The organism is Prevotella sp. FD3004 (assembly GCF_000746155.1).
Lineage (GTDB): Bacteria > Bacteroidota > Bacteroidia > Bacteroidales > Bacteroidaceae > Prevotella.
On the sequence record NZ_JQKR01000016.1, the window covers coordinates 1 to 21,441 of the forward strand.

15 protein-coding genes are annotated in these 21,441 nt (G+C 46.1%); 8 read left to right on the forward strand and 7 right to left on the reverse strand.

Annotated elements, in window-relative coordinates:
- The 7 genes from T325_RS06755 to lptB all read right to left on the reverse strand — a co-directional run.
- On the reverse strand, window positions 1–1,280 hold a 1,280-nt coding region (locus T325_RS06755), incomplete at its 3' end, for a peptidylprolyl isomerase (RefSeq protein WP_036911741.1).
- Window positions 1,281–1,284: 4 nt separating this feature from the next.
- A complete protein-coding gene (gene guaB / locus T325_RS06760) occupies window positions 1,285–2,772 on the reverse strand; it encodes an IMP dehydrogenase (protein WP_036911743.1) in 1,488 nt (495 codons plus the stop codon).
- A 134-nt stretch (window positions 2,773–2,906) separates the two neighbouring features.
- A complete protein-coding gene (gene recQ / locus T325_RS06765; RefSeq protein ID WP_036911745.1) occupies window positions 2,907–5,087 on the reverse strand; it encodes a DNA helicase RecQ in 2,181 nt (726 codons plus the stop codon).
- A gap of 14 nt (window positions 5,088–5,101) precedes the next feature.
- Window positions 5,102–6,328, reverse strand: a complete 1,227-nt coding sequence (clpX, locus tag T325_RS06770) for an ATP-dependent Clp protease ATP-binding subunit ClpX (protein ID WP_036911748.1) — start codon at window positions 6,326–6,328, stop codon at window positions 5,102–5,104.
- Between the two features lie 10 nt (window positions 6,329–6,338).
- Window positions 6,339–7,007, reverse strand: coding sequence for an ATP-dependent Clp endopeptidase proteolytic subunit ClpP (clpP, locus tag T325_RS06775; protein WP_036911826.1), 669 nt, complete (start codon window positions 7,005–7,007; stop codon window positions 6,339–6,341).
- A gap of 137 nt (window positions 7,008–7,144) precedes the next feature.
- Window positions 7,145–8,506 carry a trigger factor gene (tig, locus tag T325_RS06780; protein ID WP_036911749.1) on the reverse strand — a complete coding sequence of 454 codons (1,362 nt, stop codon included), beginning with the start codon at window positions 8,504–8,506 and terminating at the stop codon, window positions 7,145–7,147.
- Between the two features lie 92 nt (window positions 8,507–8,598).
- The gene (gene lptB, locus T325_RS06785) at window positions 8,599–9,363 is read right to left on the reverse strand and encodes an LPS export ABC transporter ATP-binding protein (RefSeq protein WP_036911750.1); all 765 of its coding nucleotides are present in this window, start codon (window positions 9,361–9,363) and stop codon (window positions 8,599–8,601) included.
- Between the two features lie 146 nt (window positions 9,364–9,509).
- Here lptB and T325_RS06790 point away from each other — a divergent pair, with 146 nt between their 5' ends.
- From T325_RS06790 to T325_RS06825, 8 genes are all read left to right on the forward strand, one after another.
- Window positions 9,510–10,256, forward strand: a complete 747-nt coding sequence (locus T325_RS06790) for an MlaE family ABC transporter permease (RefSeq protein WP_036911753.1) — start codon at window positions 9,510–9,512, stop codon at window positions 10,254–10,256.
- A complete protein-coding gene (locus T325_RS06795) occupies window positions 10,253–11,038 on the forward strand; it encodes an ABC transporter ATP-binding protein (RefSeq protein ID WP_036911756.1) in 786 nt (261 codons plus the stop codon). Before T325_RS06790 ends, T325_RS06795 begins: the two co-directional genes overlap by 4 nt.
- Window positions 11,039–11,279: 241 nt before the next feature.
- Entirely contained in the window at window positions 11,280–13,358 is a 2,079-nt protein-coding gene (locus T325_RS12385) for a SpoIIE family protein phosphatase (protein WP_051949765.1), read from the forward strand.
- A 27-nt stretch (window positions 13,359–13,385) separates the two neighbouring features.
- A complete protein-coding gene (locus tag T325_RS06805; RefSeq protein ID WP_036911758.1) occupies window positions 13,386–13,793 on the forward strand; it encodes an ATP-binding protein in 408 nt (135 codons plus the stop codon).
- A gap of 20 nt (window positions 13,794–13,813) precedes the next feature.
- Entirely contained in the window at window positions 13,814–14,125 is a 312-nt protein-coding gene (locus T325_RS06810) for an STAS domain-containing protein (RefSeq protein ID WP_036911761.1), read from the forward strand.
- A gap of 6 nt (window positions 14,126–14,131) precedes the next feature.
- On the forward strand, window positions 14,132–15,052 hold the full coding sequence (locus tag T325_RS06815) for a sensor histidine kinase (RefSeq protein ID WP_036911764.1): 921 nt from the start codon (window positions 14,132–14,134) through the stop codon (window positions 15,050–15,052).
- A gap of 493 nt (window positions 15,053–15,545) precedes the next feature.
- Window positions 15,546–19,310, forward strand: coding sequence for a hypothetical protein (locus tag T325_RS06820; RefSeq protein WP_036911768.1), 3,765 nt, complete (start codon window positions 15,546–15,548; stop codon window positions 19,308–19,310).
- 12 nt (window positions 19,311–19,322) lie between these two features.
- Complete coding sequence (locus T325_RS06825; protein WP_036911769.1) at window positions 19,323–21,425, forward strand: hypothetical protein; 2,103 nt, start codon at window positions 19,323–19,325, stop codon at window positions 21,423–21,425.
- Window positions 21,426–21,441 lie beyond the last annotated feature (16 nt).

Consider the following 21,441-nt stretch of genomic DNA (forward strand, 5'->3'; position numbering starts at 1 on the left):
TTCTTCAACTTCTTACCATAGACAGCGTCGATAGGATAGTCTCTTAGTGGCACGACCTCTGAGCCAGTCTTAAATACCAATTTATCGATGGTAGCATTGTCGCCTGGCCTGAAGAGCCCCTTCTCCACACGGATACGAATGACGGAATCGGAGTTAAAGGTAGAGCGAAGCGCTTCTGTCCACTCGTCGAAAGGCAGATTCTTCACACAGTTTCTCACGGCCTTCACATCTTTCTTATCCTTTACATGATAAGCTATACCTTTATAGCGCGGACTATCCCATGTATAATTCTTACGATGAGTCTCGAACCAAGCCTTCAGAGCCACCTCATCAGATGCGGCCTTATCCCACACCTCACGAGTACTGATCTCGAAGAGTAACAAGCCATCGTGATATTCCTGAAAGAGATATTTCATCTCAGGATCGACTGTTGCGAGAGAGTCGGAGCGACGGGTAAGAATCTCATCACGAGAGAGTGCCCCCTGCGAGAGATCTATCATGTTCTTGAGTTTAGCATCAACTATTTCCTCGCGAATGCCACGACGCTCAAGCGCCTGTAGAAGTTCTGTCTTCAGCGAATCGTATGGTTCCAACTGCTTGCGCTCTTTCATCATCACGATATGATAGCCCACGGGGGTCAGGAAAGGCGCACTCATCTGACCAGCCTGCAACGAGAAAGCGACATCCTCGAACTCTTTGAACGTCTGTCCCTGCCCTATCCATGGCAAAAGGCCACCGCGAGAAGCCGAACCTGGATCCTGCGACACCTTCTGAGCCAATGCCGAGAAATCAGCGCCGTTCTGAAGGGCACGGTGAACCGAGTCGATGCGTGTTTTAATACGCTCTTGCTCTTGCAATGTTGCCTGTGTAGAGAGCTCCAGAAAAATATGGGCCGGGTGAATCAGGCCACGAGTCCCCAGAGCTTCCTTCGTGCGATCATACATCCTGCGAGCCTCAGCTTCAATCTCAGCATCAGTAACAATAGTGGGACGCACCTGCTGATCTCTGTACATGGCATATTCCTGACGGAAAGATGTCAAGGTGTCGAGCTTGGCATCAAGCGCCGCAGCCACTTTCAACTTATAGTTGACAAAGAGCTCGACATATTCATCGACGCTTTTCTTATCAACCGCAGTCTCACCATTGTTCTTATTGTAGGAATATTCAAACTCAGAGCGATGAACGTCAATACCATTGACGCTCATCACAACAGGATCTGTTTGTGCCCACGCAGACACAGCAGCCAGCAGTATGCTTGCAAGCAGCAGATTTCTTTTCATTTAATTAATCGTTGGGACGACTATAGTTCGGAGCCTCACTGGTAATCGTGATATCATGTGGATGACTCTCGTTGACACCAGCATTGGTAATACGGGTGAACTTGGCATTGTGAAGGGCATCGATGGTAGCAGCACCACAATATCCCATACCTGAACGCAGACCACCCACCATCTGGTAGATCACCTCCTGAACTGTTCCCTTATAAGGTACACGTCCGGCAATTCCTTCTGGAACGAGTTTCTTAACCTCCTTCGTATCACCCTGAAAATAGCGATCCTTTGAACCGTGCTTCTGCTCCATGGCTTCAAGGGAGCCCATACCACGGTAACTCTTAAACTTACGACCATTGTAAATGATGGTGTCGCCAGGACTCTCCTCGGTACCTGCGACAAGTGAACCAATCATTACACAACTGCCACCAGCAGCAAGAGCCTTTACGATATCGCCAGAGTAGCGAAGACCACCATCGGCAATCAAGGGGACACCTGTACCCTTCAAGGCACTGTATACATCGTAGACTGCACTGAGCTGGGGAACACCCACACCGGCAACCACACGGGTAGTACAGATAGAGCCCGGACCAATACCGACCTTCACTGAGTCAGCACCATGCTCAACAAGCATTTTGGCAGCCTCGCCAGTGGCCACATTACCCACTACAATGTCGATATTGGGGAATGACTTCTTTGCCTCGACCAACTTCTCTATCACAGACTTAGAGTGACCATGGGCTGTGTCAATGACAATTGCGTCGGCGCCAGCATCAACCAAAGCCTGCATACGATCAAGGGTATCAACAGTAACGCCCACACCTGCAGCCACGCGCAAACGTCCCTTTTCATCCTTACAAGCCATGGGTTTATCCTTGGCCTTGGTAATATCCTTATAGGTAATCAGACCTATCAAACGATTATCCTTGTCAACGACAGGAAGTTTTTCGATCTTGTTCTCCTGCAGAATCTGAGCAGCAGCAATAAGGTCGGTCTGCTGATGAGTAGTTACGAGATTCTCCTTCGACATGATTTCCTCTACAGGACGATCCAGACGACGTTCAAAGCGCAAGTCACGATTGGTGACAATACCTACGAGATGATTGCCTTCGTCAACTACGGGAATACCACCGATATGATACTCTGACATGATTTCAAGGGCCTGCGCTACCGTAGAACCCAGAGGAATAGTAATAGGATCATAAATCATGCCATTCTCGGCACGCTTAACGATAGCCACCTGACGCGCCTGATCCTCAATAGACATATTCTTGTGAATTACACCGATACCACCTTCACGAGCAATAGCAATAGCCATCTGAGACTCTGTAACAGTGTCCATGGCTGCCGTTACGAAGGGGACATTGAGCTCGATGTTGCGCGAAAAGCGCGTTTTCAACTCTACTGTCTTGGGCAGTACTTCAGAATAAGCGGGGATCAAGAGGACGTCGTCGAATGTCAGGCCGTCCATTACAATTTTGTCTGCAATAAATGAAGCCATAAATAATACCTTTCTTTAAATATTGCGTGCAAAGGTAGTCATTTTCCGCCACATGGCATTCTCTTTTTAGGAAAAACTCACCTTATTAATGCAAATTAACCAAAAAAGAGCAGTGATGACTGCTCTTTTCGGGTTTAGTTTGCCATTTCTGAGATGAATTTTATTCTGACCAGTCTGATTTCGTCTTCCGAATAATCTTCACCCAATTCGTCTTGGGCCACATGCAGATTATCAGTCTCCGATTCACAGAAATAGTCATATATATCATCAATATGATCTTCGTCCATCACCTCTTCAAGGAAATAGTCGATATTCAGTTTCGTACCGCTATAAACGATTGCCTCAACCTCGTCGAGCAACTCATCGAAGTCAATGTTCTGACCATCAGCGATATCGTCAAGTGCCACCTGGCGGTCGATACCTTGAATAATCTTCACTTTCAGCATCGACTTCTTAGCCACAGTGCGAACACGCATATCTACCTGACGTTCTATTTCATTCTCCTCGCAGTACTTGGCAATGAGGTCTACAAACTGCTTGGCATAAGGCTGTTTCACTTTTCCCTCGCCAACACCCTGAATATTCTTCAGTTCCTCAAGGGTTACAGGGAAATCGGTAGCCATCTGTTCAATCGACACATCCTGGAAGATCACATAAGGCGGACGCTGCATCTGTTTTGACACCTTCTTGCGCAAATCACGCAACATTGAACTCAACACCGGGTCTAAGGCGCTGGCACCTCCATCATGGTCTGAGCCATCATCATCATCGCTGAACTCCGTATCCTTCACAATCATAAACGAACTGGGCGACTTGAGAAACTTCTTACCTGCTGGTGTCACCTTCAGCAAACCGTAGTTTTCAACTTCTTTTTTCAAGAACCCTGCTATCAAGGCCTGACGAATTACAGGATTCCATATCTTATCATCATCGTCAGCACCTGCGCCAAAGAGTTCCTGTTCTTCGTGGTGATGGGCAAGGATCTCATCCGTCTCTTTACCAATAATGAAGTCGATTACATAGTCGCTACGGAAATTCTCTTTGATAGCCAGGATGGAGTTTAGCACTATCACCAATTGGGTCTGTGCCTCAATCTTGGTCTTGGGATGCAGACAGTTATCACAATTACCACAATTATCCTTGGGATACTCTTCACCGAAATAATGGAGCAACATCTTTCTGCGGCATACAGAGGTCTCTGCATATGCAGCGGTCTCAACAAGCAACTGACGGCCGATATCCTGTTCTGCCACAGGCTTACCTTCCATGAACTTTTCAAGTTTGTCAAGGTCCTTACGAGAGTAAAATGCCAGACATATACCCTCGCCACCATCGCGGCCGGCACGACCCGTCTCCTGATAATAACCTTCCAACGACTTGGGTATATCATAGTGAATCACAAACCTCACATCAGGTTTATCAATACCCATACCAAAGGCAATAGTCGCCACAATCACATCAATATCCTCCATCAGGAAGTCATCCTGAGTCTGGGTACGAGTCCCAGAGTCGAGACCTGCGTGATAGGCAGCTGCCTTGATGTCGTTAGCCTGCAAAACGGCAGCCAATTCCTCGACTTTCTTGCGCGAGAGGCAATAGATGATACCACTTTTGCCTGGATGTTGTTTGATAAACTTAATAATATCTTTGTCAACATCCTTCGTTTTCTGTCTAACCTCGTAGTAAAGGTTCGGACGGTTGAAGGAACTCTTAAACTCCGTTGCATCGACAATACCCAGATTCTTCTTAATATCGGTACGGACTTTATCGGTCGCCGTCGCTGTAAGGGCAATGATTGGCGCCTTGCCGATCTCGTTCACAATAGGACGGATACGACGATACTCCGGACGAAAATCGTGACCCCATTCTGAGATACAGTGGGCCTCGTCGACGGCATAGAAGGATATCTTGACTGATTTCAGGAACTCTACATTATCCTCTTTCGTCAGCGACTCCGGAGCCACATAGAGCAATTTGGTATGTCCTGCGAGGATATCCTCCTTCACTTGATCAATCGCAGCCTTGTTGAGCGATGAGTTCAGATAGTGGGCAGTGCCCGACTGTTCACTCAGGTTAGAGATAACATCCACCTGGTTCTTCATCAGCGCAATAAGGGGCGAGATGACAATGGCCGTTCCTTCCATGAGTAATGAAGGCAGTTGGTAGCACAGCGACTTTCCTCCGCCCGTAGGCATCAGTACAAAGGTGTCGTTGCCATCCAAAAGATTTTGAATAATACGCTCCTGATCGCCTTTGAACGTATCAAATCCAAAGTACTTTTTCAGGGCTTCTGTAAGATTCACTTTTTCGGTCATACAGTTGTTGGTTGTTAGGCTTCTAATTTTTCAAAATGTGACTTATCCAGTTGTTCACGAACATAGTCTGCCGTGACTTCAAATTTCTTAACTCGCTTCGACGGAAAGTCAAACATGGGATCCATCATCACACTCTCAACGATAGAGCGCAGGCCACGGGCTCCCAACTTATATTCTACAGCCTTATCCACCAAAGCCTCAAGAGCCTCTTCTGTGAATGTCAGCTGAATACCGTCCATATCAAACAACTTCTGATACTGACGGATAATAGAATTTTTAGGTTCCACAAGGATTCTCTCAAGAGCCTTACGATCCAAAGGATTAAGATAGGTAAGCACAGGGAGACGTCCAATTAGCTCCGGAATTAGTCCAAACGACTTCAAGTCCTGAGGTACGATATACTTCATCAGGTTCTCCTTATCAATCTTCCTGACATTCTTTACCGAGTTATAGCCAACAACATGAGTATTCATACGCTGGGCAATCTTGCGCTCGATACCATCGAAGGCACCGCCACATATAAATAATATGTTACGGGTATCCACATGGATATAATCTTGATCAGGATGCTTACGACCACCCTTAGGCGGAACGTTCACCATGGTACCCTCCAAGAGTTTCAGCAATCCCTGCTGTACTCCCTCACCACTCACGTCACGAGTTATAGAGGGGTTGTCGCTCTTACGGGCAATTTTGTCTACCTCGTCGATAAACACAATACCACGCTGGGCAGCTTCCACGTTATAGTCCGCCACCTGCAACAGTCGCGTCAAGATGCTTTCCACATCTTCACCCACATAGCCTGCCTCGGTAAACACCGTTGCATCGACAATGGTGAAAGGGACATCCAGCAACTTGGCGATAGTTCTAGCCAGAAGGGTCTTACCCGTACCCGTAGAGCCAACCATGACGATATTACTCTTCTCTATCTCCACGCCATTATCATCAGCTGGCTGCTGTAAACGCTTATAATGGTTGTATACTGCTACAGAGAGATAGCGCTTAGCCTCATCCTGACCAATCACGTACTCGTCAAGATAGGCTTTGATTTCCTTGGGCTTGGGAACCTTTTTATTCTGATACTTGTCTGTTTCTTCTTTTTTAGGAGTTTCAACGAGATTTTCCTGCACAATACGATAGGCCTGCTGAGCACAATCCTCACAGATATAGCCACTCAGACCGGTAATAAGCAGGCGAACTTCCTTCTCACCCCTTCCACAAAAACTACATACTTTCTTCATCTCCAATCTCTTACTTCTTGCGCTTGAGCACCTCGTCAATCATGCCGTATTCTTTGGCTTCCTCAGCGGTCATCCAGTAGTTACGGTCCGAGTCTGCATATACCTTATCGTAAGGTGTATGCGAATGTTCTGAGATGATAGTATACAGTTCTTTCTTGAATTTCAAAATCTCCTTGGCCTCAATCTCAATATCAGAAGCCTGACCCTGCACGCCACCAAGAGGCTGATGAATCATCACACGGCTGTGAGGCAACGCAGAACGCTTACCCTCGGTGCCAGCCACCAGAAGAACGGCACCCATCGAAGCAGCCATACCAGTACAGATAGTAGCCACATCGCTCGAAATAAACTGCATAGTATCATAGATACCCAGACCTGCAGTCACGCTACCGCCAGGGCTGTTGATATAGATAGAGATATCTTTGCCAGGATCGGCAGAATCGAGGTAAAGCAACTGAGCCTGCAGTGTATTGGCAGTATAGTCGTCAATCTGTGTACCCAGAAAGATGATACGATCCATCATCAGTCTTGAGAACACATCCATCTGGGTTACGTTCAACTGACGCTCTTCAAGGATATACGGATTCAGATACTGAGCCTGTGCCTTCATCACGTCATCAAGCACGAGACCATTCATTCCTAAATGCTGAACAGCATATTTTCTAAAATCATTCTTCATATACGTCTTCTTATATACATCATTATGGGACACGAAAAAAGGGTTATCGACCTTTCGCATCTTGTGTTTGGGACACAAAGATAATCAAAAAAGTCGATAACCCTTCAAACTTAGGGGTTATTTTTTCCTAAAAAAACTTATTTTTCTGTCATAAGCTTGTTGAACTCCTCCAAAGTGACTGTTTTTTCGTTCAGTTTAACCACTTTCTTAAGTGCTTCGGTGAGTTTAACATCAACGGCACGATCCACGAAATTGTCTACGTTCTCGCGCTTCTTCATCTGCTCGGCAGCATAGTTCTCGATCACATCCTCAGGAACATTGCTCATACCATACTGAGCGAACTGGGCACGGATAGCTTCCTTGGCTACAGCCTTCAGATCCTCTTCCTCTACTTTAATATCATTGGCGGCAACGAGCTGCTCCTTAATCATATGCCAAGTGAGTTCCTTGATGCTGCCATCAAAGTTCTTCTCTACATAATCAGCACCCTTGTCCTGATTGTTCTGCAGCATCACGCGCTTCAGCAGAGCTTCAGGGAACTCAAGCTTACCAACCTTCTTCTCCATGTGCTTACGAACGTCGAGCAGGAACTTATAGTCGCTGTTCTGCTGCAGCTGAGGAGCGATGGTCTCAGCAATTTTCTCACGGAAAGCCTTCTCGTCCTTTACAGTACCCTCGCCAAACACGCGATCGAAGAGCTTCTGATCAACCTCAGCGGGCTGGAAATGACGGATCTCAGTAATCTGGTAGCTGAAATCTGCAGTCAGATCTTTTACATCCTCCTTCTTCACCTTCAGCATGGCAGCAACCTCGGCGTCATTGTCAGGATAAGCCTTCTTAGGATTAAAAGTAATGATATCACCAGGCTTGCAACCGTCAAAGAGCTTCTTCTGATCCTCACCCTTAACATAAGCAGGCATAACCATAGCACCCTCGGTCACGATACCACCTTCCTTGGTGTTACCATTCTCGTCGAGCTCACGCATATCACCAGTAATAGTGTCGTTGCCGCTGAACACCTCTGCCTTAACAAACTCACCTGCCTGACTCTGGTACATCTGTACCTGATCGTCGATGAGTTTCTCGTCTGCACTGATAGTATAGTAATCAACCTTATCACGACCAGTGAGCTCTGCCTTAAACTCAGGAGCCACTGCGATATCAAATACAAAAGTCAGTTCTTCATCCTTCTCAAAGTCCTGAGGCACCTGCTTCTCCTGATTAGGGAGGGGCTCACCCAGCATCTTAATCTTGTTCTCCTGAACATACTCATACAACTTCTCACCAAGCAGTTTGTTTACCTCGTCAACCTTCACGGCTGTGCCATACTGCTTCTTAATCATACCCATAGGAACCATACCTGGACGGAATCCAGGAACTTGGGCCTTCTTACGATAACTCTTCAGTGTCTTCTCTACCGCATCCTGGTAGTCTGCCGGCTCAACAGTCATGGTCAACAGACCATTGATCTTATCGGCACATTCAAACGAAATTTTCATCTTCTTATGTACTTATTTATAATATATACTCAAAATTGAGGTGCAAAATTACGCATAATCGGCTATATATTAGGCGTAATTCAAAAAAAATTTTATTTATTTAACAACTGGAAGTTCTTCTTACGGAGCTCAAAACTCTCGGTAAGATACTTCTCTCGTACCACCTGATTGGCCGCCAACTCCTCCGGAGTGCCCTGAAACAGAATGCGACCTTCAAACAGCAGATAGGCTCTGTCGGTAATGGCCAGTGTCTCGTCTACGTTATGGTCGGTAATCAGAATACCGATATTCAGATATTTCAGCTTATACACAATCTGCTGAATGTCTTCCACAGCGATGGGGTCAACACCAGCGAATGGCTCATCAAGCATAATGAACTTAGGTTCAATGGCCAAACAGCGGGCAATCTCCGTACGACGACGCTCACCACCCGACAATCGGTCACCCGTATTCTTACGCACCTTCTGGAGACGGAACTCCGCTATCAGACTTTCTAATTTCTCCATCTGATAATCACGGGGTTTACCCGTCATCTCCAGCACCGAAAGGATATTATCCTCAACTGTCATCTTACGAAACACGCTCGCTTCCTGCGCCAGATAGCCGATACCAGCTCTAGCACGCTTGTAAACAGGGAAGTCGGTTACTTCCTCGTCACCCAGGTAGATATGGCCACCATTGGGCACTATCAAGCCTGTGGTCATATAGAACGACGTGGTTTTACCTGCGCCATTAGGCCCCAGCAGGCCAACAATCTCGCCCTGCTTCACGTCGAAGCTCACATCATTAACCACCGTACGCTTGCCATAGCGCTTCACGAGGCCTTCTGTCCGTAATACGATACGTTCTTCTTCCATAATCGACTGCAAAGGTACGAAAAATAAGGCACGGATTACGCGGATTAACACAGATTAATAATAAAAATTTAAAAAATTCCGCGTAATCCGCGTAATCCATGCCTAAAAATAACTACCTTTGCATCCGAAATGCAATTTGGTGAAGTATGTTATTACACAAGTGGCTGACCACCTTTGGTCGATACCTGGCCCTCATGGGCAGAACATTCTCACGCCCAGAGCGTATGAGGATGTTCTTGAAGCAGTATATCAACGAGATGGCACAGTTGGGCATCAACTCCATCGGTATCGTGCTTATCATTTCGTTTTTCATAGGTGCCGTCATTTGCATTCAGATGAAACTGAACATACAGAGCCCCTGGATGCCCCGATGGGTAGCTGGCTACACCACACGTGAGATTCTGCTGCTGGAGTTCTCCAGCTCTATCATGTGCCTGATCCTGGCTGGCAAGGTTGGCTCAAACATCGCCTCTGAACTAGGCACCATGCGAGTTACCCAACAGATCGACGCCCTTGAGATTATGGGTATCAATTCAGCCAGTTATCTCATCTTACCAAAGATCTTAGGTTTGCTCACTATCATGCCCTTCCTCGTCATTTTCTCTTCAGCCACTGGCATCTTGGGGGCTTATGGCACAGCCTACCTAGGCCACATTATCCCCCCCGACGACCTGACAGCCGGTTTGCAGCATGCCTTTGTGCCGTGGTTCGTGTGGATGAGCATTATCAAAAGCCAATTCTTTGCCTTCATCATTGCCAGCGTTCCTTCTTTCTGCGGTTACACCGTCGAGGGCGGTAGCGTAAACGTTGGCAAGGCCTCAACCGATGCAGTGGTAACCTCGAGTGTACTGATTCTGTTCTCGGATGTTTTCCTAACCCAGTTGTTATCATGATTGAAGTTAAGCATCTCTATAAGAGTTTCGAAGATAAAGACGTATTGAAGGATATCAATACCGTGTTTGAGGATGGCAAGACCAATCTCATCATCGGACAGAGCGGCTCTGGTAAGACTGTTTTAATGAAAAATCTTGTCGGGCTATTAGAGCCAACCAAGGGACAGATACTCTACGACGGGCGTGACTTTGTGCAGATGTCGAAGCAAGAGAAGGTAGCAATGCGCCGCGAGATGGGTATGATATTCCAGAGCGCAGCCCTCTTCGACTCGATGACGGTACTCGAAAACGTGATGTTCCCCCTCGACATGTTCTCGACGATGAACTACCGAGAACGCGTCCGCAGGGCTCAGGAGTGTTTGGACCGCGTAAATCTGAAGGATGCCGACGAGAAGTTCCCTGGCGAAATCAGTGGCGGTATGCAGAAGCGTGTGGCCATCGCCCGCGCCATCGCCCTCAACCCCAAGTACCTCTTCTGCGATGAGCCCAATTCAGGTCTCGACCCCAAGACCTCGCTTGTCATCGACGACCTGCTCCACTCCATCACACAAGAATACAACATGACCACCATCATCAACACCCACGACATGAACTCTGTGATGGGTATTGGCGAAAACATCATATTTATTTACGAAGGCAGTAAGGAGTGGCAAGGAGTGAGCAGTCAGTTGATGGGCTCCACCAACCAGAAGCTCACCGATTTCATCTTCGCCAGCGACCTGTTAAAGAACATGCGCCAGATGGTGATAGAAAACGGTTTGCACCTAAATGACAATGCATAGCCCCCTACGTTTTCACTAAATCGTTTACAATTTTACAAAAACATTTGGCGGATATAGATTATTTTTTTATCTTTGCGCACAGAAATGCCCCGCAAAGATAGCTATCGAATAGCAGTTTGGAAGAAAATGCTGGGTAGTTTGGAAGAAAATGTTCACTACCTAATGCATAAAAAGTCGTAACTTTGCACCGGAATTCATTCCATAGGCATCGAATCATCAATAATCAAAAACGACAGTCAATATGAGGGCTCTCAACCGGTTGGTTATTTTACTGCTATTATTTCTGTGCTCCGCCGCCATCTATGCCGACGAAGCAGCAGATCTTAGGCGTAAAATTCCTCACCTTAAAGGGAAGCATCTGATTGCCGCCTATGGCAGGTTGTATCAACTGAGCCTAGGTTCTGATGATATTGACTATCAGCTAAAATGCATCAATGACCTCTTAGCCGAGACCCACCATCAAGGCAACCTCAAAGCAGAAGGAGACGCCAGAGCTCAGAAAATTATTCTCTTCTACAATACCGATCTCAACGACTCCATCTATGAGCAGGTACATCCCACACTTCATTTTCTCGCATCCATTAAAGAATGGAAAAACTATTACGACACATGGACCATCTTGGTAGAGACCTACAACTTTGCAGGACAGACCAACACTGCCCTGAAGGAAGTAAACGCCATGTTCGGTGATGCGAAACGGCGTAAAGACAACTACGGAATGGGCATAGCCTTCTACGCCATGGGTAACGTTTATGCGAACATGTATAACGATGAAGAGGCGGCCAGTTCTTATCAAAAGAGTATTGACATTCTGATGGACATTAAGCCAAAGCCCATTCAACTTTGCGATATCTTCGCCTATTATTGTGATGTACTTGAGAACCAAAAGGAGTATAAGAAATTAGAAGAACTCACCAAGCAATGGAAACTCTTTTTATCAGAGTACTATCAAACTAAAAAGGAAGATGGCGAAACCTCTATTCGCTGGGGGCACTACTATTTGGCATGTGCCCAAGCTGCTTTGGGACTTGACGACTTTGAAAAAGCCAATAGAATGCTTAACGAATTGCATACAAAAGTAAGCTATGAGGAAGAGGATCTCAATAAATTGTGGCTTTACTACAAAGCAGAGTTGTGCAGGAAGCAGGGGCTTTTCGATGAAGCATTGACCTATAACGACCAGCGTATGCGTATGCTTGAAGATGAAAGCGATGACAAGGGCATCGTCATTCGCATACACCAACAGCGAGCCAAGATTCTTGAAGCCTTAGGCAGATACCGTGAAGCAGCTCAATACTATAATGAGATTTACCAGATCAACGACTCTATCAACAAGAATGACACCAAGCGACAACTCACCGAGATGAACGCCCTTTTCGGACTGGGTGAACTTGAGGTGAGACACGCCCAAGCTATGACGCGCAATGCCATCATCATTGCTGCTATCATCGTGCTTTCGCTCGTCATCTTTATCTTCTTCCGCTTGCGTAGTGCCAAGCGCCTGAAGGTAGCCCACCTGAAGTTGGAGGACACTCACCAGCAGTTGCTCACCGCCTACGACCAACTCGAAGAGACCACCATTGCCAAAGAGCGTATTGAGAGCGACCTGCGTATCGCCCGTGATATCCAAATGTCAATGGTGCCAAGTACCTTCCCCGAGCGCCCCGATCTCGACCTCTTTGCTTCGATGACCCCCGCCAAGGAGGTGGGTGGCGACCTCTATGGCTACCACCTCATCGACGACCAGCTCTACTTCTGCCTTGGTGACGTGTCGGGTAAGGGTGTACCCGCATCACTCTTCATGGCGCAGGCCACACGCCTGTTCCGCACCCTCGCAGCCCAGAAAATGATGCCCGCCGAGATATGCACCCGCATCAACGACGCCCTTTCGGGCGAAGACAACGAGCGAGGCATGTTTGTCACCATGTTCCTCGGGCTGGTTGACCTGAAGACGGGGCATCTCCACTTCTGCAACGCTGGTCACAACCCGCCAATACTTGTGAGCGATGGCACTGCCGAGTTCATTGATATGATACCAAACGCTCCTATCGGCCTCTGGCCCGAACTGGAATATGAGGGCGAAGAGATAGCCGACATCACGGGGCATCCTTTCTTCGTTTACTCCGACGGATTGAATGAAGCCGAGAACAAAGAGCAGGAGCAGTTCTCCGACGAACGACTGCTTGAGATTCTGAAGACCCGTCCCTTCGAGAGTGCCCAACAAACCATCGAGATGCTCAAGGCCGAGGTCGAGTCCCACCGCAATGGCGCCGAACCAAACGACGACCTTACCATGTTATGTTTAAAGGTAAATAGGTAAGAAAGATATCCAATAACACTAAAACATATGAAGAAAGAGATAAAAATTAAAAACCAAGTTGAAGAACTGGAACGCGTGAACCAGTTCGTCGAGGAAATCGGCGAAGAGCTGGGGCTCGACATGGAGCTCCAGATGAATCTCAACCTGGTAATGGAGGAGATGGTCAGCAACATCATCTTCTACGCCTATCCCGAAGGTAAGCCCGAAGACATCGAACTTACAGCCGAATACAATGGCAAGGAACTTATCTTCGTACTCTCTGACCACGGCAAGGAGTTCGACCCCACAGCTAAAGAAGATGCAAACCCCGACATAAACCCCATCGACCGCGAAATCGGTGGTATGGGTATCTACATCGTCAAGAACATCATGAACAAAGTTACCTACCAACGCCTGGAAGGCAAGAACCTGCTTACAATGAAGAAAGAATTATAAAACTTTAATATTAATAGATTATGACACAGATTTTAAAAGAAGGTGGTAAAACCATCATTAAGACAGGAGAACGTATCGACACGATGAATGCCAATCAGTTTGAAGAAGACATCCAGCCCGCCCTTAAAGATGGCGGCGTCGATCTCGAAATGGACTGCACCGACCTCGTCTACATGGCCAGCTCAGGCCTCCGTATCATCCAGAAGACCATGCGCACCGTGATGCAGCTGAAAGGTCAGTTCAAAATTGTCAATGTCAGCCCCGAGATTTACAAAGTTCTCGCCATGACAGGATTCACCAAGTTTATGAAAGTAGAACAGAAAAAAGCATAACCGTTTATGACTATTGTATTGATTATCCTCGTACTGCTCATCGCAGCCCTCGGCACAGCCCTCTACTTCCAGATGAAGTCTGCGAAAGACTCGGCCGAGGAAGGTCAACAACTGCTGAAAGACTACCAGAAGCGTGTTGACGAACTGGAACACCTGTTAAAGGACTACCGCGACCTACAACAGAACTTCAACAACGTCGGAGAAGGTTACGAACAGGCTCTCCTTGCCTTCGACAAAATGGAAGAAGAGCGGCAAGCCATGACGAACGTCAAGGAGAAACTCGAAAAGCAGGTGAACGACCTCATGGCCTCAAAGAGCACACTAGAGCAGAGCATCATCAAAAAGAAGGAGCTCATTCAGCAGGCAGCCGAAGCCATCAAGCAGAAGATTGACTTTGCAACTCCCAATGCCGCCAAGATTGCCCAGTTGGCCAACACCATCCTGAACCTCAACGATGTAGAGACAGAGACAACCATCCAAGCCGAAGACAACTGTCAGGCAACAGACATCACCGACCAGGCTATTCGCGAGACGGGCATCGACAAGATCGACTATCTGAGATTCATCAACCAGGCAGCCGAAGAGGCCCAAGCCACGATGCTCTTCACCAACCAGCCCATGGCAGTGCGCGTACTGGTGAACCTGCTCGACAACGCCATGAAGTTCACCACCAGCGGTTCCGTCACCCTACTCACCAACATCAACGGCTCCAACGTAGAGTTCGTTGTAGAAGACACGGGTACCGGCATCACTGCCGAGGACGCCGAGAAGGTATTCGAACCATTCACCAAACTCAATAGTTTCTTCGATGGTGCAGGCTGTGGGCTCACCGTTGCCCGTTCGATAGCCCGCCGCCTGAATGGCGACGTAAAGCTCGACACAGAACACGCAGGAGGCGCTCGCTTTATCTTCACCCTACCTATTTAATATATATAGATAGGCTCTAAATAACAGAGCGCCGTCATGTACTAAAGTAAAACAAGTTGTTTTACCTTGTAAGATATAGTCTTTTACTAGCAAAAAGATAGTCTTTTCGAAGGTAAAACAACTTGTTTTACTTTTTCAGGTATAAGCAATGACATTAAAGCATCTAATGCCTATCGGTCTTTTCCCCTATATATCAATGTTATACAAGCAAAGATGACGTAATGACGTTAAAATGCAAATAAACAAATAAAAGCTTGGAGGTTATGGATTATTTTTGTATCTTTGCGCCAAGAATATGCATTATATAAATTCCCTAAATTAATGAGCCTAAGCCCTAACCATTGGGATGGTATGGGGTATAGGTATTCCCCAAAACGGATGAAGCCAGCCAAACAAAGCATTTTGGAAGAAAATGCAGGTTAGTTTGGAAGAAAATGTTCATTAGCCAATTAATAAAAGTCGTAACTTTGCACCCGGAATCCATTCCGCAACAATGAATAATCAACAAAAAATCAATAAACCAATTATGAGAGAACGTTTACGCCACCAATTTAACCAATGTAGCCAACTGCACAAGTTGCTGGTTCTTTTCACCCTCATCATCCTTCCGCATTCCGTCTGGGGACAGGAAGTAAGCACGACCTATACATTCTCTAAAACGGAGAGTCTTACTGGTGATCAAAATTATGCGTACAGCGTATCATCCACATCAGGTGAAACAAATTATGGCTGGAAAATCAAAAAAGACTATCTTGGCCTTGCTGGAACACCTTTAGACAATGCTCTTGGCTTTTCAGCCATTCCCATGAACAATGGTAACAGCACCAACCAACTTACCTTTGATGTCATTTCGGATTTTACTATATCAGGAGCATTTCTCAGCGCAGAAATCACCTACACCCTCTCTACTGATGGAACTACTTGCAGTGCAGAATTTTATAAAGATAATAATAACAGCAACGAAACATTAACTACTTTCGTAGCCCTCAGCGCATCTCCCCAAACCTTCTATTGGGACAATAACACACAGATGAAGGAAAAACAATTCTTCGACGGACATAAGCTTATCCTTCACTTATCGTTGGCTGCGGGAAGTGATGATGCTTCCATTTCCATTCAATCAATTAAAATCACCACTTCTCAACTTATAGTTGACAACACTGCTGTAACAAATGCAAATCGTGACAACATCACTAGCGTTCAAGGAACTCCAACTGTAACTTTCACCCCCGCCACAAGCAACGCCCCTAACACTTTAATACTAGATGGGGCAGACATAGATGGTCCAATCAGAAGTGTCATGGATGATCTTACTATTCATCTTGCGAATAGTGTATCGGGAGAAAGTAGAATCGGATATCTTAACGGAGCTGGATCGAATGGCATCAAATCTCTCAATAACGGTACTCTTACGTTTACCGCTGACGCAGGTGCTTCACTTAAGATCAGAACTACAGGCGATGCTGCCAGTGCAGTTACGGGATTTGCCAATGTCACGATGGGGACCGGAGCCTATCTTCAGATTGAAACTCCAACAAAATACGACACTAACGGCAAGAACTTTAGATGGCAGGTAAGTAGTGTAAATATCGTCAAGGAACTGACCATCACTTCAACCCCTAGTTATCCTTTATGGGTTGGAAATTCTCAGTTTACCAGTACATCCAATATTGCCAATTTCTCCTTCAATGCTTCTAACAACAAATTAACCATTTCGAATGCGGATCAACAAAACCCCATTATCAGCGGACTGGCAAATCTGACTATCGCTCTTAATGGTAATAGCAAGGTTACCAGGGATGATTCTACCACCATTATTAGATCGATTAATCCTGAAGCTACCCTGACTTTCCAAGCAGGTACAGAAGATTGCAGTTTATACTTAAGTAACAGTGCCACAGCTTCTCCACCTTCTCCGTTAATTAAGAATTTTGCTTCGGTAAGTTATAGTGGGCTAAACTATTCATCAAAGTCTGGGAACCCCATTAATGACGCAACAACCCATGAAGCTATTATATCTTCGGCAACGATTTATCCCCTATGGATTGGTAGTACACCTGTAACTTCAGCCGCCACAAGCGGAACTGAATGGAGCTACGATAATGACAACAAGAAGCTGACACTAGACGGGGGGACTAACGGAGTCACGATTATAGGTCAGATTGTCAGTGGCCTTGGCGACTTGACCATTTTCCTGACAGGATCCACTATTCTTCAAGCCGCAGGTTCTGAGACATCCCTGATTCAATCCACAAGCAGTGGTAAACTATCTTTTGATACGGATCCCGCAGCTAGAGGTAGTTTGGCATTCAAAGATAATACAGGAACTGCAGTATTTGCTAGCGAGCCCATTAGTGGATTCACTTCTAAAACATTCTCAAATGGCATTGACTACGATGCAACAAACAAGAAGATTGATGTAACGGATTATGACGTTTTGGTTGATGGATATGCTATTACCAGCGCAAGCAAGGCTGACGTAATGAGCGACGGAAAGATAACCTATGACTCAGAAAATCGCATTTTAACGCTGAATGATGGAACAACTATTGCAGATTATGGTATAAACGTTACGAGCTCTTCCGATTTAACTGTTGTCCTTGATGGAACAATCAATGTAACAGGTAGTACATATGCATTCTACACAAATGGTGGCAAAATTAATTTTGTAAAGGCCACTGGAGCCACCAGTGTAAACTTGACAGCGACATGTGGAGATGGTCATCATCCGATCTCATTCGACTTTATTACCCTTGGCAGTGGTCTTTATTGGAAACCTATAGATTCAGAAACTACTGTCATTACGACAGATCCAGAGTTCTTGATTGTTGGGGATTACGTCATAACAGACCAACCTGTTAGCAGTACAGGAACCATTACATACGATTCTACCAATAAGGTTCTCACTATCGATGGATTTGCATTGATTGATAACTCTAATCCCAATAACGACCCAGTTCCACTGACTTATATTAAGTCTGGTATTGTAGGACTTACAGTTAAGCTAAAAGGTAATAGCGAAATAAATTATTCAAGGAACGCCTACATTTTCGAGGCAATGGGCACTGGTGCCACCATTCTATTCGATGGAACAGAAGGAGGAAAGCTCGGTATGCAGACTAAATCGACTAACCAGCCATTTAGCGGTTTTGCCGAGATTACATACAACAAACTCGCCTATTGGAACACTACTGGCAACAACCACACGATACAAGCCCCCACGGCTCCGACGATGGCACCAGATGCTAGTAATAAGGTGACACTGACCAAACCCTATGCTGATGGTTCTATCAAATACTCTATCATCTATGCTGACGGAACTGCAGGAGTTAGCGAAGCCGCCTATTCTACACCATTCGCTATGGCTGCTCCTGGTACTGTTGAAGCTTGGGTAGAGGCAAATAGCGCTACAACGGCAAAAATAAAGGGTAAGTATTTCGGTTATCAGGATGCTCCGATTATATTGAATCCTGGCGAGAAAAAGACTCCAGTACTGATTCCTGCTATTGAGACTGGAGATAACATTGACTATGCTACAACTGACTCATATACAAGTGCTGATCCATCAATAGCGACCTTTGCAGGTGGAGTGATAACTGCAGTAAGTTCGGGTAACGTCAATTTAACAACATCTCTAACAGCAACTGGTGCCAGTGTAACCACTGTGATACTGAATTATAACAACCAATTCAACACCCTAGTAAAAGTAAGTACAGATATAAGTAACTATTTCCAAGGACAGAACCAATATGGAACATATTACAATGCTACTGATAATTATACAATACCTGCAGGAATGGAGGCATATGTCATTACGGGTGTAAGCGGTAATCAAGTTGTTCTGAAGAGCCTCAGCGTATTGCCAAAGGAAACACCACTGCTACTGTTCAAGGGAACAGCCACTACCTTCAACTGCGTTACAACAGATGAAACAGATGACACTTCCGGTAATCTTCTAGAACATGCCCAGGGGGAAACTAATGCTGATAACAAAAAGTATTATGTGCTTTACAATGATGAGTTCGTAAAGGCTACCGGACTCATAACGAATCATAATTATCTCGATTTGAGTTCGGTTAATCCCTCGCGTGGTATGTATAGCATTGGCGATGAATCGACAGGCATTCGCGATTTGAGAATTGAGAATGAAGGATTAAGAGAAGAGTGGTACGATATGCAGGGACGAAGGATAGACAAACCTACGCAGCCAGGACTCTATATAAAAAATGGTAAGAAAGTGGTTATTAATAATAAATAAGGAGGAGAAGTTATGAAACAGATGATGAAATATACATTCGCAATTGTAACGATGCTCCTCGTATCTCTGGGAGCCAAAGCAAATGGAAAGGTGACTGTTAATGGAACTGATGTTATTGACGAACAGGGAAACTCAGCCACTTACACGTCGCCACAAGGACAAGGGACAGTAGCTGCCAGTATCGATAATAGCCGTGTGGTAACACTGACCATTACACCAGCCGATGGCTACTTCGTATTGAAGGACGACATCACAGCTATTAAAACCGTCAATGGTGAAAATGCACAGACACGTGCACCAGGCTACAATACGCCTCTCGACATTACAGGAGATGATATCGCCATAGGTCCTACAGGTAAAACTTATACATTTACAATGCCGACAACAGATCCAAAGTATGATGTAGAGGTTACTGTGGATTTCCATGCTGTGACTGATATTAGCAGCGCAACCATCACGCTTTCCAAGACAAGCTACACCTATGACGGCTCAGAGAAGAAGCCCAGCGTGACGAGCGTAAAACTGAGTGGTGCAGAATTGAATTCTGCCTATTATACCATTGGCTATAGTAACAATATCAATGCAGGCACAGCCACCGTCACCATAACAGGTAACGGCATCTATAAAAACACTGCCACGAAGGACTTCACAATCAATAAGGCCGCAGCAGGGTTAGCGTATTCAAAGGGATCGGTAGAAATATTTCACAAGGAGAGCTGGACACAGCCTACACTGACGAACCCCCATTCGCTTGCAGTAACTTACTCTAGCTCGAAGAAAAATGTTGCGACCGTCAATGCCGAAGGAAAGGTATCCATCAAAGGCATTGGTGAGACGACCATCTCGGCAGCCTTTGCCGGCAATGCTAACTACAAGGCACAGACCGTTAGCTATCGACTGACGGTGAAAGAGAACTATAAACTCAGGGTTGGAACGACGCAACTAACGACGGAGAACCGTCAGGACATCCTCGGTGACGGTCATTTCTTTTATGATGAAGAGCATAAGTGGCTAATCATCACCAATAACCCCACCCCTGTTGTCATAGAGAGCTGCATGAAAGACCTGACCATCTTCGTGAACGGCAACAGCAAACTGGAGCGCATCTGGTTTAACAATCGAGGCAACGCGGAGAATACAGGCTCGCTGAAATTCGTCTCGTTTAGTAACATACCAGGCAGCATAGAATTCTCTACGAGCAACACCAACGGTGTAATCAGTGGCTTCAGCAGTCTGACCATCGACGAAGAGTCGCTCTTGTACCTAGTCAATCCTGAGGACGGCCACTACAAGAATGGTAGCCTGCTTACAAAGAATGGAAGCGTGGTTCTGGCAGCAACCATCGGACAATATCTGAAGCCTCTCGCAAATGGCCAGACCGTCGTATTCCCCCCTGAAAAGGTCAGCGGCAAAGATCTGACCAACGTGGTGATTGACGACATTCTCTACACTCTGGTCCAGCATACGGGTAACAGCGAGGAAGACGATGACTATTATAGCTCCGAGGAGCGTTGTATCGTACTGAACACAGTCAAGACAACCACGGGTGTATCAATCGTATCGCAGGCTGTGGAGAATGGCGATTATATCCCTGGTAGCGACAGATTCGCCCAAGAGTTCCAAGGTGGCATCACCTTCATGGTGCCCAGCGGCGAAGGCTATATTGAGCTCGACGTGAAGACAGAGGACGGCTATAAGCTGATGGTACAGATAGGAACCAACAAGGCCGAGGAAATAGAAGAACCCTACAGAAACAAGGTGAAAATAAACTATAAAGTCAGCGAACCCACCTACGTCTACCTATTCTTAGCACAGAAACCAGTAGGCACTCGTATAGGCAAGCGCCAGAAGACATTTGGCAAAGTATACTCCATCAAAGTATCACCCCTAATGAGTACGGGCAACCCATTGGCTAGCATATCAGGATTCCCGGCCGAACAAGCGCCGGAGGTAGAGACAGGCACGGATGATGACGATCCTACTGGCATCAGAGAGATAGATGCTGACGAGCCCACAGCTGACAGGTGGTACACATTGGACGGCCGACTGCTCGGCAATAAGCCTACCAAGGCGGGTATCTATATACACAACAAGAAAAAGGTGGTGATTAAATAATAAAAAAGGCTCCCGA

What these genes read in the sequence shown, in the direction of transcription:
- guaB (WP_036911743.1), bottom strand. Translation starts at nt 2,772, where the DNA reads ATGGCTTCATTTATTGCAGACAAAATTGTAATGGACGGCCTGACATTC.
- recQ (WP_036911745.1), bottom strand. Translation starts at nt 5,087, where the DNA reads ATGACCGAAAAAGTGAATCTTACAGAAGCCCTGAAAAAGTACTTTGGA.
- clpX (WP_036911748.1), bottom strand. Translation starts at nt 6,328, where the DNA reads ATGAAGAAAGTATGTAGTTTTTGTGGAAGGGGTGAGAAGGAAGTTCGC.
- clpP (WP_036911826.1), bottom strand. Translation starts at nt 7,007, where the DNA reads ATGAAGAATGATTTTAGAAAATATGCTGTTCAGCATTTAGGAATGAAT.
- tig (WP_036911749.1), bottom strand. Translation starts at nt 8,506, where the DNA reads ATGAAAATTTCGTTTGAATGTGCCGATAAGATCAATGGTCTGTTGACC.
- lptB (WP_036911750.1), bottom strand. Translation starts at nt 9,363, where the DNA reads ATGGAAGAAGAACGTATCGTATTACGGACAGAAGGCCTCGTGAAGCGC.
- T325_RS06790 (WP_036911753.1), top strand. Translation starts at nt 9,510, where the DNA reads ATGTTATTACACAAGTGGCTGACCACCTTTGGTCGATACCTGGCCCTC.
- T325_RS06795 (WP_036911756.1), top strand. Translation starts at nt 10,253, where the DNA reads ATGATTGAAGTTAAGCATCTCTATAAGAGTTTCGAAGATAAAGACGTA.
- T325_RS12385 (WP_051949765.1), top strand. Translation starts at nt 11,280, where the DNA reads ATGAGGGCTCTCAACCGGTTGGTTATTTTACTGCTATTATTTCTGTGC.
- T325_RS06805 (WP_036911758.1), top strand. Translation starts at nt 13,386, where the DNA reads ATGAAGAAAGAGATAAAAATTAAAAACCAAGTTGAAGAACTGGAACGC.
- T325_RS06810 (WP_036911761.1), top strand. Translation starts at nt 13,814, where the DNA reads ATGACACAGATTTTAAAAGAAGGTGGTAAAACCATCATTAAGACAGGA.
- T325_RS06815 (WP_036911764.1), top strand. Translation starts at nt 14,132, where the DNA reads ATGACTATTGTATTGATTATCCTCGTACTGCTCATCGCAGCCCTCGGC.
- T325_RS06820 (WP_036911768.1), top strand. Translation starts at nt 15,546, where the DNA reads ATGAATAATCAACAAAAAATCAATAAACCAATTATGAGAGAACGTTTA.
- T325_RS06825 (WP_036911769.1), top strand. Translation starts at nt 19,323, where the DNA reads ATGAAACAGATGATGAAATATACATTCGCAATTGTAACGATGCTCCTC.